The organism is Idiomarina sp. 28-8, assembly GCF_000320945.2.
GTDB lineage: Bacteria > Pseudomonadota > Gammaproteobacteria > Enterobacterales > Alteromonadaceae > Idiomarina > Idiomarina loihiensis.
Window position 1 is genome coordinate 401,903 of the sequence record NZ_DF266790.1, and the last position, 13,540, is coordinate 415,442.

A 13,540-nucleotide genomic window follows, 5' to 3' on the forward strand; every position below is an offset into this window, starting at 1 on the left:
ACGCCCCTTTTAGAATTAACAGAATTAGGTAGTCGCATGTTCGAGACCAACGCAACCTACAACAACATCAAAGAAATGCGTGAGCGTAGTAATTCGCTTAGGGGGTATCTTTGACTACGATGCTAAGTTAGAGCGTCTGGAAGAAGTCACCCGTGAGATGGAACAGCCCAATGTGTGGGATGATCCACCCAAGGCGCAAGCCTTAGGTAAAGAGCGTGCGGCATTAGAGCAAGTGGTACAAACCTTGGATAAACTTCAGCAGGGGCTGGATGATGTCGAAGGTCTTGTTGATCTTGCAGTGGAAGCAGAAGACGAAGACACCTTTAACGAAGCCCATGAAGAGCTGTCCGGTTTAGTAAAACAGCTGGAAGCTTTAGAGTTTCGTCGTATGTTTTCAAAAGACAACGACTCGGCAGACTGCTACCTGGATATTCAGTCAGGTTCCGGCGGAACCGAAGCCCAAGACTGGGCTAATATGCTGCTACGCATGTATTTGCGCTGGGCAGAAGCACATGACTTTAAAGCGGAAATTACTGAGCTGTCTGAAGGGGATGTAGCTGGTATTAAATCGGCGACAGTACGTGTGGTTGGAGAATACGCCTACGGCTGGCTGCGCACCGAAACCGGTGTGCACCGTTTAGTACGTAAATCGCCCTTCGACTCAGGTAATCGTCGTCATACATCGTTCGCTTCGGTTTTTGTTTACCCGGAAGTTGACGACGATATAGACATTGAAATTGATCCGTCAGATTTACGAGTTGATACCTATCGTGCTTCTGGCGCAGGTGGTCAGCACGTTAACCGTACCGATTCTGCGGTTCGCTTAACACACGAACCGACAGGCATTGTTGTGCAATGTCAGAGTGACCGTTCGCAGCACAAGAACCGCGACTCAGCAATGAAACAGCTGAAAGCGAAATTGTACGAATTTGAATTACAGAAACAGAACGAAGAGAAACAGGCATTAGAAGACTCAAAAGCTGATATTGGCTGGGGCAGTCAAATTCGCTCTTATGTTCTGGACGATGCGCGCATCAAAGATTTACGTACGGGTATCGAAAACCGTAATACCCAGGCTGTGCTTGATGGCGCACTTGACCCATTTATTGAAGCCAGCTTAAAAAGCGGGCTGTAAGTTTAATTTAAGTATCCCGACAGAGGAAAATCGATAATGACTGATAAATCGCAGGCACCTGAAGTAGACGTAAACGAACAGATCGCGCAGCGAAAGGCGAAACTGTCGGCGCTTCGCGATAAGGGCATCGCATTCCCGAACGATTTCCGTCGGGATTCTTTGGCTGCCGATTTGCATGCTGAATACGATGATGTGAGCAAAGAGGAGCTGGCTGAAAAGGGCATTCGCGTGAAAGTGGCCGGTCGTATGATGACCCGTCGTATTATGGGGAAAGCCAGTTTCGCGACCATCCAGGATATGAGCGGCAAAATTCAGCTGTATGTTGCCCGCGACAATCTGCCTGAAGGTTATTACAACACGGAATTTAAAAAGTGGGATTTAGGCGATATTCTCGGCGCCTCTGGCACCTTGTTTATTACCGGAACCGGTGAGTTAAGCGTGCAAGTTGACGAAGTACGTTTGCTGACTAAAGCACTGCGTCCTTTGCCGGATAAATTCCATGGTCTGTCAGATCAGGAAATGCGCTATCGTCAGCGTTATCTGGACCTGATTACCAACGAAGAGTCTCGCAGTACTTTCATGGCTCGCTCTAAAATCATTGACTATATTCGTCGTTTTTTAAGTGACCGTCAGTTTCTGGAAGTTGAAACTCCTATGATGCAGGCTATTCCGGGTGGCGCCGCAGCTCGTCCTTTCAGCACGCACCATAACGCTCTGGATATGGAGCTGTTTTTACGTATTGCACCAGAACTTTACCTTAAACGTTTAGTCGTTGGTGGTTTTGAAAAGGTGTTTGAAATTAACCGTAATTTCCGTAATGAAGGTCTGTCAACGCGGCACAACCCTGAATTCACCATGCTGGAATTCTACTGGGCGTACGCGGATTATCACGACTTAATGGATTTAACCGAGCAAATGTTACGCGGTGCGGCTGAATCTGTTTTAGGCTCTGCTCAGTTTACCAGCCAGGGTGTGGATTATGATTTCGGTAAGCCGTTTGAGCGCATGACCGTGCTGGAAGCTATTGTTAAATACATGCCGGAAGTGAGTATTGAGCAGCTTAATGACATGAATACAGCAACTGAAATTGCCGAGCAGGTTGGTGTCAGTGTTAAGCCGTCGTGGGGCTTAGGCAAAGTCCAGATTGAAATTTTTGAGACTGTTGCTGAGCACCGTTTAATTCAGCCTACCTTTATTACTGCGTATCCGGCGGAAGTTTCACCATTGGCGCGTCGTCACGACGACAATCCGTTTGTGACTGACCGTTTTGAATTTTTTGCCGGTGGTCGTGAGTTGGCGAACGGTTTCTCGGAGCTGAACGATGCTGAAGATCAGGCTGAACGTTTCCGCGAGCAAGTTGAACAGAAAGAAGCGGGCGATGACGAAGCCATGTTCTACGACGAAGATTATGTCACCGCACTGGAACACGGTATGCCGCCAACAGCCGGTCAGGGCATTGGTATTGACCGTCTGGTTATGTTGTTAACAGATTCTGCGTCTATTCGCGACGTATTATTGTTCCCGCATATGCGCCCAAAAGCGGATTAATTAGCTCTCTGAAACAAAAAACCCGGCTAATTAGCCGGGTTTCTTTTATCAAAAACAGCGCTTAGTGGTCTTCGCCGTCAGTGTGAACGTGACCGTGCTCAAGTTCTTGCTCAGTCGCTTCACGAACTTCAATAACTTCTACGTCAAAGTTCAGGTTAACACCGGCTAGTGGGTGGTTACCATCAACAGTTACTTCGTCGTCTTTTACTTCAACGATAACAACAGACTGCTCGCCTTGATCCGTGCTGGCACGGAACTGCATGCCAGGCTGTACTTCGTTTTCGCCGAACAGGTTACGTGGTACAGTCTGGATTAAGCCGTCATGACGTTCGCCATAAGCTTCTTCTGGTTTAACTTCTGCAGTGAAGCTATCGCCAACTTTTTTGCCTTCCAGTGCATTTTCCAGACCAGGAATCAGCATGCCACGACCGTGGATGAAGTTCAGTGGGCTGCCATCTTTAGACTGGTCCAGCGTCTGGCCATCTTCCGTTTTAACGGCATAGTTGATAGCCACGACTTTGTTTGGTGCAATGGTTTCGCTCATAAATTTAACCTAATTGATAAGGCAGTGAGTGTATTTCCAGAAGACTTGCGTCGTCATCCCGGACTCGTATAGCCGTGTCAGTGTCTGTGTCACTGGGTAAAACAGCTAATAAGTCCACTTGGGTGTCGGTGCGGTTCACTGCCATAATGACCGTACCTGCACGACGCCAGTTCTCGCCAATGGCTTTCTCTAATTGCGTACCAGCAGTAACTTGAGCCGTTACTTTACCGGATAAGCGAAAGAGCGCCCGTTTCTGTTTGCCCAAATATTTCATCCGGGCAATAGTCTCCTGGCCGATATAACATCCTTTGTCAAAACTGATTCCATCCCACGCCTGCAAATTCATCATTTGCGGGACAAACGCCTGGATGTTCTCAGACGTAAGTTGTGGACGAACCCGTTCAATTTCCAACGCATCCCAGTAAGGTTGCGGATAATCCGTAGAAATTGGTTGTTGGCTGAGTAACAGATATTGGTCGGGACTGGTCCCAACCTGTATTACCCGGCCATCAAATTCTTCTGCAACGCTGGCTGCTTTGCTACCGAAAACACCGGCTATGCTCCAGTCGTCGCTTACATCTTCAATAGTGACTTTACTAAAGACACCGAATTTCTTTAATTGTGCCAAAGAGCCTTCAATTGCGCTGCGGTGCATAATTAAAAAAACGGTGTCGTCTTCGCGATAAAGCCAGAAGATACTAAATGCTTTTCCGGTTTGATCGCAATGTGCGCCATATAAGCAATTATCCTGGTCGAGTTTGCGTAAATCACATGTCAGCTGACCCTGTAAAAAACTGTCAGCATCTTCGCCAGAAACTGAGAGGATACCATAGTCCGTCAGTTGAACGGAAAGGTGATCCTGATTTGCGTCAGTAAAATGCTGCGTTAACTCAACCACAATGACTCCTTATTAAATGGCTTACGTGGTAATATTAGGGCACATTATCGAATTACAAGGGCAATTGCTGCGGAGATTTTATGTTGCCGTTAAAACAGTCGGAAGAAGCACTAAAAGACAAGCGTCGTTTACGTTGGGCGTGCCGCCGGGGCATGCTGGAGCTGGATGTATTATTTGAACCTTTTGTTGATCAGGCTTACGACGAACTAAGTGAAGAACAAAAAGCGGTATTTCGCCGTTTAATTACCTGCGATGACCCGGATCTTTTTGCCTGGTTTATGGGTCACCAGAAGTGTGAAGACGAAGAACTTGCTGAAATGATTCGGTTTATGTTGTCACGCGTTAAGGTATAGACTCGGGCGGTGAACCCTGACAGTTATTTTCGTTTACAGCGACCTATGCGCGTGTTGTCTGTGTCAGCGTGCGGACGTTACTGGTGGTGGCTGGGTGAACGTTGTCAATTATTCAGCAAAGCACTGGTCGTAGGCGGTATGTTGGTTTTACTGCCGCTTGCCTATAAAACAGAAAAAGGTCAGGAAAAGCGGCACTGGCTCCGGGTTTGGTGGTTTCAGTTGTCAAAGGCGCAGCAGATAAAACTGCGGCGCCAGTTACAACAGTTGTCAGAGCCTTAACTTTTCGGTGTCAGCACCGTAGGCTGAGGATCCGGCAATGTGTCAGGGTAGTCCAGAGTATAGTGTAAGCCGCGACTTTCTTTACGACTAATAGCGCTTCGTACAATAAGCTCTGATACCTGCACTAAGTTACGTAACTCCAGTAAATTGTTACTCACGCGGAAGTTCGAGTAATACTCGTGAATTTCGCGCTGTAGCAACTGAATTCGGTGAAGGGCCCGTTCCAGACGCTTGGTGGTACGCACAATGCCAACGTAGTCCCACATGAACAGTCGTAGCTCATGCCAGTTATGTTGAATTATAACTTCCTCGTCGGAATTACCTACCTGACTTTCATCCCAACCGGGAATATGATTTAAGGCCTTCTGATGAGGGCGTTTAGATAAAATATCTTTAGCCGCCGCACGGGCGAAAACCAGACATTCCAGCAGCGAGTTGCTAGCCATGCGATTGGCTCCGTGCAGACCTGTGCAGGCAACCTCACCAACAGCATACAAGTTGGGTAAATCGGTCGCTGCGTTCATATCGGTTTTAACACCGCCACAGGTGTAATGGGCCGCAGGAACAACCGGCATCGGCTGTTTGCTGATATCAATACCCAGCGACAAGCATTTTTCCATAATGGTAGGGAAGTGATGCTGAATAAAGTCTTTCGGTTTATGAGAAATATCCAGATACATGCAGACAGCACCCAGACGCTTCATTTCAAAGTCGATAGCGCGGGCAACCACGTCGCGCGGAGCCAATTCAGCAGACTCATGAAAGTCCGGCATAAAACGAGTTCCGTCGGGCCGTTTCAGCAAAGCGCCTTCGCCACGCAAGGCTTCGCTTAATAGAAAACTCTGCGCGTTGGGGTGAAATAAACAGGTTGGATGGAACTGATTAAATTCCATATTGGCCACACTGCAGCCTGCGCGCCAGGCCATGGCAATACCGTCGCCGCTGGCAATATCCGGGTTACTGGTATACTGATATACCTTACTTGCACCGCCCGTAGCCAATACCACACAGCCTGCCGCAACGGTTTCCACTTGTTCTTTCTGACGGCTCCAGACATAAGCTCCATAGCAACCGTCAGGTTTACCGATACGAGAACCCGTGATCAAATCGACCGCGTTGTATCGTTCCAGCACCTGAATATTTGGATGCTCCATTGCTTTTTTCTGCAATGTTGTCTGTACCGCTTTGCCGGTGGCATCTGCTGCGTGCAGAATGCGACGATGGCTGTGACCGCCTTCACGGTTCAGGTGGTACGCTGGGTTGCTGTCTTTAGACTCGACTTGATCAAAACCCACGCCGGCATCAATCAGCCATTGCAGACTTGCGCGCGCGTTTTCTGTGGTAAACTTAACGGCTTCGGGATCGCAAAGGCCGGCGCCGGCAATTAAGGTATCCTCGATGTGACTCTCAATACTGTCGTTTTCGTCGAATACTGCGGCAATGCCGCCTTGCGCGTAAAAGGTTGAGCCTTCAGTCAGCGGGCCTTTACTTAGTACCGTAACGTTTAAGTTATCGGCCAACTGTAAAGCGGTAGTTAATCCCGCGGCTCCCGAACCAATAATCAGTACATCGCATTGATAATTTGCAACAGGTTCCATAAAGTACTCAATGTGAATTTTGAACGATTTTACGCATTTGACGATATTTTTGCGAACTTTTTACATGCGGCTCTGTCACAGTCAGTAAGAAACAGGACGGGCCGCCAGTTCCAGCAGTTCCTGGGTTAAGGGAGAACAGGCTCGGATGAGCGAACAGGTGAGTGACCAACAGCTGGTCGAAAGAGTACAACAAGGTGATAACCGAGCTTTTGATCTGCTGGTAAAAAAGTATCAGCATAAAGTCATGAGTTTGATATCGCGTTATGTCAAACAACAGGGCGACGTAGCTGATGTTGCACAGGAAGCGTTTATAAAAGCGTATCGGGCGTTACCGAACTTCCGTGGCGACAGTGCCTTTTATACCTGGCTGTACCGAATTGCGGTTAATACGGCGAAAAACTATTTAGTTTCGCAAGGTAGGAAACCGCCCGCATCTGACATTGATGCAGAAGACGCAGAGTTTTATGAAGGAGCCGGTGCGCTAAGAGACAGCGCCTCTCCGGAAAGACAAATGCTCTCTGATGAGATTCGAGATGTGGTATTAAAAACGATTGATGAATTGCCGGATGATTTACGTCGGGCAATTACTTTAAGGGAAATTGAAGGTCTCGGTTACGAGGAAATTGCGCTAGAAATGGATTGTCCTATAGGTACTGTCCGCTCTCGCATCTTTCGCGCTCGGGAAGCAATAGATAATCAACTCCGACCGTTGCTGGAACGGTAAACTAACAGAGGGGCATCTATGTCTCGGAACAAATCAGAATCAACATCCGCGCTGTTTGATGAACAACTCATCAATGCCGATGAAATTGAAGCACTGTTGCAAGATGAACAGGCTCAGCAGGAGTGGCACCGTTACAGTGTTATTCGCGCGGCAATAAAAGGTGACTTAAACTCCGATATCAGCCTTGATATTAGCGAGCGTGTTCGTGTCAGCGTAAGCCAGGAGTCCAATGTCGTTAAGCCAGGTTTTGGTCGCTCTAAGAGCCAGAATAAAGCGGCTTCACGTTGGCTCCAGCCTTTCGCTAAAGTTGCCGTTGCAGCAAGTGTGGCCGTGGTTGCGGTGATGACAGTGCAAACTTATCAGCAACCAGCGACACCCGATGGTAGCAGCGCAGAACCTACTCTGCTGACCAGCCCCATTGGTGGTGGCCGTGAACCGGTGAGTTTGAATCGTGTTGAGCCAATGTCGCAAATCAGCGATCAGCAAAGACGCCGTCAGGTTCAGTCATACCTGATTGATCATCAACAACAATTGATGTTGCAGCAAAAAACAGAGCAAACAGCAAAAGATGAGCAGTCAGAGCAGGAGCTCAACAAAGGTAATTAAGGCTATGATAACTCGGTTGTACCGGTCTATTTTATGTGGCGCTGTGTTATTCGCCGGAACCTTTTCGGCAAGCGCACAACAGGCTAGCGAACAAGCAGAAAGTGGTGCTGACTGGTTCAACCGTATGGCAGAAGCTTTAACTGAACTGAATTTTGAAGCGTCGTTAGTTCATGTACATGGCGACCAAATTGAGCCTTATCAGTGGCTACAGGGCAACGATCCGGAGACAGGAAGTACCGAACTGTTAATTCAAATGAATGGTCCGGACTTTCGCATCTTAAGAGTGAATAACAAGGTTGCCCACTTTAATACCTCATCCAGTAACTACGCATTAAAGTCCGATACTATTACCGCTATTTTCCCGGCAGCATTTTCTCAACCCTTTGAACGTCTTAGTCATAGCTATCAGGTTACGGTAGGCGGTGGCGCAAGAGTTTTAGGTCGTAATGCCCAGCATATTCGTATTCTAAGCCGCGATAATCAGCGTTACAGCTACGCACTATGGATTGACCGTAAGCACGGTATGCCGCTTAAAATGATGATGATGAATCAGTCCGGCGATGTGGTGGAGCAAATGCAATTAACCAGTTTATCGGTTCGCAATACCGCACCTGAAATAACCAAAGAAATAAGCAATATTGAAATGCCGCCGCTGCTAAAAGATTTGCGGGTGCAAAGTGCAACAAATTACAGTGTTGAGCCGCAATGGGCACCGCGAGGGTTCAAATTATTAAGTCAACAAAGTCACAATCTTGTTGTCGATTCAACGCCGGTTGACCACTATTTATTTTCCGATGGTCTTGCCGAGTACTCTGTTTATGTAGCTGAACTCACTGAGGGCATGGAAACCGATCTTGCGCTATCTTCTTCACACACTTTGTTCTCAAAGCGTTATAATAACTTTCTTGTGACAGTGGTGGGTCAGGTACCTTTAGCCATGGCCCAACGCATAGCGGCAGAAGTTAAATAATGAAAGAAATAGCAGAAGTAACAGCGGTTGACGGCAATCGCGTAACCGTTACCACTCAGTTAAAAACTGCCTGCTCAGGTTGTGCGCAGGTGTCTAACTGTGGTGCCGGCATTTTAAGCAAAGTTTTTGCTGACCGAAATGCGCAGTTTACCGTGGTTACCGAACAAGCCTTTAATCCAGGCGACCAGGTGCAATTAGAAGTACCGGAAACTGCGGTGACACGCTTTGCTTTATTGCTTTACGGTTTACCCATACTGACACTTTTGCTATTAGCTGTGCTACTGGAAAACACAGGTACGTTACCCGAAGGTTTTGTTATCTTACTGTCCTTTACCGGCTTTGCTTTTACCTTCTGGGGACTAAAACGTTGGTTCCGTAAACGTGACATTCAAGTCAATGCAATGGTCAAACTGGAAAGCGTTGCGGCTGAAGTTCAGCACTGAAACCCCTGAACTGTCATAAAGTCCTTTGTTCTTGCCGCTAACATGAGTATGATCGGGACTAATTTTTTAAGTTCCAGAATTCAGTTTTACAGAGGTATCATCAATGCCGAATAGGGCGTTCAAGCAAAGTAATATTCGTAACTTCTCGATCATCGCTCACATTGACCACGGTAAATCCACCTTGTCCGACCGCTTGATCCAGCATTGCGGTGGACTGACTGACCGTGAGATGGCTGAGCAAGTACTCGACTCCATGGATTTGGAGCGTGAGCGGGGGATTACGATTAAAGCACAGAGCGTAACCCTTTATTACACGGCTAAAGATGGTGAAACCTATCAGTTAAACTTCATCGATACCCCGGGGCACGTTGACTTTTCTTATGAAGTCTCGCGTTCGTTGGCGGGTTGTGAAGGGGCACTGCTGGTTGTTGATGCAGCTCAGGGTGTTGAAGCGCAGACTTTGGCAAACTGTTATACCGCTATTGAAATGGATCTGGAAGTTGTTCCGGTACTGAACAAAATTGACCTGCCGCAGGCCGATGCTATGGGCGTGGCGCAGGAAATAGAAGACATTGTTGGCATTGAAGCGGTGGATGCCGTTCAATGCTCCGCAAAAACCGGTATTGGTATCGACGACGTGCTTGAACGTATTGTCCGGCAAATACCGCCACCCAAGGGCGAGCCAGAAGAGCCATTACAGGCACTGATTATTGACTCCTGGTTTGATAATTATCAGGGGGTTGTTTCTTTGGTTCGCGTGCGTAACGGCACCTTGCGCGCCGGCGAGAAAATGACAGTAATGTCCACTGGTCAGTCGTATCAAATTGATAAAGTCGGCTATTTTGATCCGAAACCTCACGAGACCGGCATTTTGCACACCGGCGAGGTAGGCTATGTTATTTCGGGTATTAAAGACATTCTGGGTGCACCGGTCGGTGATACTCTAACCAACACGAAGAACCCGGCAAAAGAGCCGGTACCGGGCTTTAAAAAAGTCAAACCTCAGGTTTACGCAGGTATGTTCCCAATCAGCTCAGAGGACTATGAGTCCTTCCGGGATGCTTTGGGGAAATTGTCGTTAAATGACGCGTCGCTTTTTTATGAGCCGGAGAATTCTGCGGCACTTGGCTTTGGCTTCCGTTGTGGTTTCCTTGGCATGCTGCACATGGAAATTATTCAGGAACGCTTAGAACGTGAGTACGACATAGACTTGATTACCACAGCACCAACGGTTGTTTACGAAGTTGAAAAGACCGATGGCAGCATAGTCAAAGTAGATAACCCGGTGAACTTGCCAGCGGTTAACGATATTGAAACCATTTATGAACCTATTGTGGAAGCCAACATTTTGGTTCCGCAAGAGTTTCTGGGTAATGTGATTACCTTATGTGTTGATAAGCGCGGCGTACAAACGGCTATGGCTTATCACGGTAAACAAGTTGCGGTAACTTACGAGCTGCCCATGGCAGAAGTGGTTATGGACTTTTTCGACCGGTTAAAATCGACCAGTCGTGGTTACGCTTCACTGGATTATCAGTTCAAGAAATTTGAACCTGCGGACATGGTTCGTGTCGATATACTGATTAACGGCGACCGGGTAGATGCGCTGGCAATGATCACCCACCGTGATCACGCTGAAGGGCGCGGCCGCATGTTAGTTGATAAAATGCGTGAGTTGATTCCGCGACAAATGTTTGATATTGCCATTCAGGCGACCATTGGCAACCATGTTATTGCGCGCTCAACGGTCAAGCAGCTGCGTAAAAACGTAACAGCTAAGTGTTATGGCGGCGACATTAGTCGTAAGAAGAAGCTTTTACAAAAACAAAAAGAGGGTAAAAAGCGCATGAAGAACCTGGGTAACGTAGAAGTACCTCAGGAAGCCTTCCTTGCGGTTTTAAAAGTAGGCAAATAGGAAATGGCCAATTATTTTTCAATTATTTTAACCGTTATTACCGTTCTGTCCGGGTTGTTATGGCTTTACGATGCGCGAGTACTGAAGCCAAAGCGTAAAGCGGTTATTGCTGAGGTTGAGACAAAAACAACCAAGGCTTTAACCGAACAGCAAATTGACACACTGGCACCTCAGCCTAAACTTATGGAGCTGAGCGAGTCTATTTTCCCGGTTATTGCTTTAGTACTGGTTGTACGCACTTTGTTGTATGAGCCATTTCAGATACCGTCAGGCTCAATGATGCCAACCTTACTAAAGGGCGACTTTATTCTGGTAGAAAAGTTTTCCTACGGTATTAAAGATCCACTTTTTCAAAAGACGTTGGTGGATACCTCGTTGCCTGAACGCGGCGATATTGCCGTATTTAAATATCCGGAAGAACCTAGTATAGATTTCATCAAGCGTGTTATTGGCTTGCCTGGCGACCGTATTATTTACCGTAATAAGTCACTTTATATTCAGCCTGCGTGTGCCGCTGGCGAGAAAGATTGTGAAGAAATGAAGGTGGTATCCACCTCATTAAAAGAAGATGGTGAGTATTTCTCTGGTTCGTCGCCATTGCGTACCTATGAAGAACAGTTAGGCGATGTGAGCCACGAAATTCTTATCGACCCACGTGTTGCGCCACGGACTATGTCGTATTTTAATCAGCCGGGCACACAGAAAGACGAGTGGGTGGTGCCTGAAGGCCAGTATTTTGCTATGGGTGATAACCGCGATAATTCTCGTGACAGCCGCTATTGGGGCTTTGTTGACGAAGAGCTGCTGGTTGGCAGAGCGGTATTCATCTGGATGAGTTTTGAAATGGATCGCAGTAGCGATAGTTGGTTGCCGTCGTGGGTTCCTACGGGAGTTCGATTTGAAAGGCTAGGGAGTATTGAGTGAGTTTGCCCAAACCACCTTTAACGGAACTGGAAAAAATTGTTGGTCATAGCTTTGAACAGCAGGAGTTATTGCGTCAGGCAATGACCCACCGTAGTGCTTCATCAACGCACAATGAACGCCTCGAGTTTCTGGGTGATTCTATTTTAGGTCTGGTGATAGCTGAAGCTTTGTATCAAAAATTCCCCAAAGTAGCAGAAGGCGATTTAAGCCGTATGCGCGCTGCCATAGTTTGTGGTCGTTCTTTGGCGAAGCTTGGAAAAAAAATGGGGCTGGGCGATTTTTTGTCGCTGGGTCAGGGCGAGTTAAAAAGCGGCGGTTATCGTCGCGAGTCCATTCTTGCCGATGCAGTAGAAGCCATTATTGGTGCCATTTATCTGGACAGTGACATGGATACCATTCGACAGGTCATTCTTAACTGGTTCGAACCCCAGTTAACCTTGATTGAACCTGGTACCAGCCAGAAAGATCCGAAAACACGCTTGCAGGAGTTACTGCAGGCGCGTCAGAAGCCTCTACCTGAGTACGACGTGGTCGCTACACAGGGGCAGGCGCATAATCAACAATTTACCGTAAACTGTTCTGTAGAAGGTATCGAAAGCCCTTTTAAAGGCACAGGTACCAGCCGCCGTAAAGCCGAACAGGCTGCAGCAACGGCCGCATTAGAACATTTGCAGGAGAGCGCATGACGCTGGATATAGAACTGGACGAGAATAAACACAGCGGCTTTGTCGCCATTGTTGGTCGTCCGAATGTGGGGAAATCCACACTGATTAACCGGTTGCTGGGGCAGAAAATCAGCATTACCTCGAATAAGCCTCAGACTACCCGCCACCGTATTTTAGGTGTGGACACCGACGATGGCTGTCAGGCCATTTATGTTGACACGCCGGGTATGCACAAAGAAGAACCTCGTGCCATAAACCGCGTGATGAACCAGACTGCTTCCTCTGCGTTAAAAGACGTAGACTTAGTGCTGTTTGTGGTTGAAAACTTAAAGTGGTTAGAAGACGATAAAATGGTGCTGGAGAAAATTCAGCGTAGTAAAGTTCCTGTGGTGTTATTGGTTAATAAAGTTGACCAATTGAAAGACAAAGAGCGTTTATTACCGCACTTGCAGTGGCTTAATGAACAGCATAAGTTTGATGCCATTCTGCCTATATCGGCAACACACGGTGACAATGTCGACGAGTTGAGAAAAATTGTTCGCTCGCATTTGCAGCCAGGCTACCACTATTACCCGGAAGACTATGTAACCGACCGTTCTGTACGCTTTATGGCGGCTGAAATTGTACGCGAAAAACTTATGCGTTTTACCGGCGACGAACTGCCTTATGAAACTACGGTGGAAATTGAGCAGTTTGGTCAGTCTGAAAAAGGTACCACTCACATTCATGCTTTAATACTGGTTGAGCGTGAAGCGCAGAAGCGGATGATCATCGGCCAGGGTGGCAGTAAACTGAAAACCATAGGCACTGAAGCACGGCGCGATTTAGAAAAACTGCTGGACAACAAAGTCATGATGAAACTTTGGGTTAAGGTCAAATCTGGTTGGTCGGACGACGAACGAGCGTTAAAAAGTCTGGGCTACCGGGAAGATTAACCG

General features: G+C 47.4%; 15 protein-coding genes. 12 read left to right on the forward strand and 3 right to left on the reverse strand.

The features are described 5' to 3' along the window. The first annotated feature begins 36 nt into the window (after positions 1–36). Both prfB and lysS read left to right on the forward strand, forming a co-directional pair. Positions 37–1,135, forward strand: a protein-coding gene (prfB, locus tag RJ32_RS06705; protein WP_110012522.1) for a peptide chain release factor 2 whose coding sequence is annotated in 2 segments (ribosomal slippage) — positions 37–111 and positions 113–1,135 — 1,098 coding nt in all. Because the reading frame shifts where the segments join, the coding sequence is not laid out codon by codon here. Positions 1,136–1,171: 36 nt separating this feature from the next. Further along, complete coding sequence (gene lysS / locus RJ32_RS06710; protein WP_034820488.1) at positions 1,172–2,683, forward strand: lysine--tRNA ligase; 1,512 nt, start codon at positions 1,172–1,174, stop codon at positions 2,681–2,683. A gap of 61 nt (positions 2,684–2,744) precedes the next feature. Here the strand turns inward: lysS and slyD are convergent, their stop codons facing one another. Beyond that, positions 2,745–3,227, reverse strand: a complete 483-nt coding sequence (gene slyD / locus RJ32_RS06715) for a peptidylprolyl isomerase (RefSeq protein ID WP_034820491.1) — start codon at positions 3,225–3,227, stop codon at positions 2,745–2,747. A gap of 4 nt (positions 3,228–3,231) precedes the next feature. After that, positions 3,232–4,125: a folate-binding protein YgfZ gene (locus tag RJ32_RS06720; RefSeq protein WP_034820495.1), complete on the reverse strand. Its 894-nt coding sequence runs from the start codon at positions 4,123–4,125 to the stop codon at positions 3,232–3,234. A gap of 80 nt (positions 4,126–4,205) precedes the next feature. Between RJ32_RS06720 and RJ32_RS06725 the strand changes: the two genes are divergently transcribed. Beyond that, positions 4,206–4,478: a succinate dehydrogenase assembly factor 2 gene (locus RJ32_RS06725; protein WP_011234070.1), complete on the forward strand. Its 273-nt coding sequence runs from the start codon at positions 4,206–4,208 to the stop codon at positions 4,476–4,478. Positions 4,479–4,487: 9 nt separating this feature from the next. Continuing rightward, positions 4,488–4,757, forward strand: a complete 270-nt coding sequence (locus RJ32_RS06730; RefSeq protein WP_011234069.1) for a hypothetical protein — start codon at positions 4,488–4,490, stop codon at positions 4,755–4,757. Here the strand turns inward: RJ32_RS06730 and nadB are convergent. After that, on the reverse strand, positions 4,754–6,355 hold the full coding sequence (gene nadB, locus RJ32_RS06735) for an L-aspartate oxidase (RefSeq protein ID WP_034820499.1): 1,602 nt from the start codon (positions 6,353–6,355) through the stop codon (positions 4,754–4,756). The two genes, RJ32_RS06730 and nadB, sit on opposite strands and share 4 nt — an antisense overlap. Before the next feature lie 145 nt (positions 6,356–6,500). On the opposite strand from nadB, the gene rpoE reads away from it, so the two are divergent. The 8 genes from rpoE (at position 6,501) to era (ending at position 13,537) form a co-directional block, all read left to right on the forward strand. Further along, the gene (gene rpoE / locus RJ32_RS06740) at positions 6,501–7,079 is read left to right on the forward strand and encodes an RNA polymerase sigma factor RpoE (protein ID WP_011234067.1); all 579 of its coding nucleotides are present in this window, start codon (positions 6,501–6,503) and stop codon (positions 7,077–7,079) included. Positions 7,080–7,097: 18 nt separating this feature from the next. Continuing rightward, positions 7,098–7,685: a sigma-E factor negative regulatory protein gene (locus RJ32_RS06745; protein WP_034820501.1), complete on the forward strand. Its 588-nt coding sequence runs from the start codon at positions 7,098–7,100 to the stop codon at positions 7,683–7,685. A 4-nt stretch (positions 7,686–7,689) separates the two neighbouring features. Then, complete coding sequence (locus RJ32_RS06750) at positions 7,690–8,655, forward strand: MucB/RseB C-terminal domain-containing protein (protein WP_034820503.1); 966 nt, start codon at positions 7,690–7,692, stop codon at positions 8,653–8,655. Next, entirely contained in the window at positions 8,655–9,098 is a 444-nt protein-coding gene (locus RJ32_RS06755) for a SoxR reducing system RseC family protein (RefSeq protein ID WP_034820505.1), read from the forward strand. The genes RJ32_RS06750 and RJ32_RS06755 overlap by 1 nt, the downstream gene beginning before the upstream one ends. A 103-nt stretch (positions 9,099–9,201) precedes the next feature. Further along, a complete protein-coding gene (gene lepA / locus RJ32_RS06760; protein ID WP_034820506.1) occupies positions 9,202–11,013 on the forward strand; it encodes a translation elongation factor 4 in 1,812 nt (603 codons plus the stop codon). Between the two features lie 3 nt (positions 11,014–11,016). Beyond that, positions 11,017–11,937, forward strand: coding sequence for a signal peptidase I (gene lepB / locus RJ32_RS06765; RefSeq protein WP_034820508.1), 921 nt, complete (start codon positions 11,017–11,019; stop codon positions 11,935–11,937). Then, the gene (gene rnc, locus RJ32_RS06770) at positions 11,934–12,623 is read left to right on the forward strand and encodes a ribonuclease III (protein WP_034820511.1); all 690 of its coding nucleotides are present in this window, start codon (positions 11,934–11,936) and stop codon (positions 12,621–12,623) included. The genes lepB and rnc overlap by 4 nt, the downstream gene beginning before the upstream one ends. Next, entirely contained in the window at positions 12,620–13,537 is a 918-nt protein-coding gene (era, locus tag RJ32_RS06775) for a GTPase Era (RefSeq protein ID WP_034820514.1), read from the forward strand. The genes rnc and era overlap by 4 nt, the downstream gene beginning before the upstream one ends. The last annotated feature ends 3 nt before the right edge of the window (positions 13,538–13,540 follow it).

Bases quoted from the DNA above. Each gene is read 5' to 3' on its own strand.
- lepB (WP_034820508.1), top strand. From the start codon at position 11,017: ATGGCCAATTATTTTTCAATTATTTTAACCGTTATTACCGTTCTGTCC.
- lysS (WP_034820488.1), top strand. From the start codon at position 1,172: ATGACTGATAAATCGCAGGCACCTGAAGTAGACGTAAACGAACAGATC.
- RJ32_RS06725 (WP_011234070.1), top strand. From the start codon at position 4,206: ATGTTGCCGTTAAAACAGTCGGAAGAAGCACTAAAAGACAAGCGTCGT.
- RJ32_RS06750 (WP_034820503.1), top strand. From the start codon at position 7,690: ATGATAACTCGGTTGTACCGGTCTATTTTATGTGGCGCTGTGTTATTC.
- era (WP_034820514.1), top strand. From the start codon at position 12,620: ATGACGCTGGATATAGAACTGGACGAGAATAAACACAGCGGCTTTGTC.
- slyD (WP_034820491.1), bottom strand. From the start codon at position 3,227: ATGAGCGAAACCATTGCACCAAACAAAGTCGTGGCTATCAACTATGCC.
- RJ32_RS06745 (WP_034820501.1), top strand. From the start codon at position 7,098: ATGTCTCGGAACAAATCAGAATCAACATCCGCGCTGTTTGATGAACAA.
- lepA (WP_034820506.1), top strand. From the start codon at position 9,202: ATGCCGAATAGGGCGTTCAAGCAAAGTAATATTCGTAACTTCTCGATC.
- RJ32_RS06755 (WP_034820505.1), top strand. From the start codon at position 8,655: ATGAAAGAAATAGCAGAAGTAACAGCGGTTGACGGCAATCGCGTAACC.
- nadB (WP_034820499.1), bottom strand. From the start codon at position 6,355: ATGGAACCTGTTGCAAATTATCAATGCGATGTACTGATTATTGGTTCG.
- rpoE (WP_011234067.1), top strand. From the start codon at position 6,501: ATGAGCGAACAGGTGAGTGACCAACAGCTGGTCGAAAGAGTACAACAA.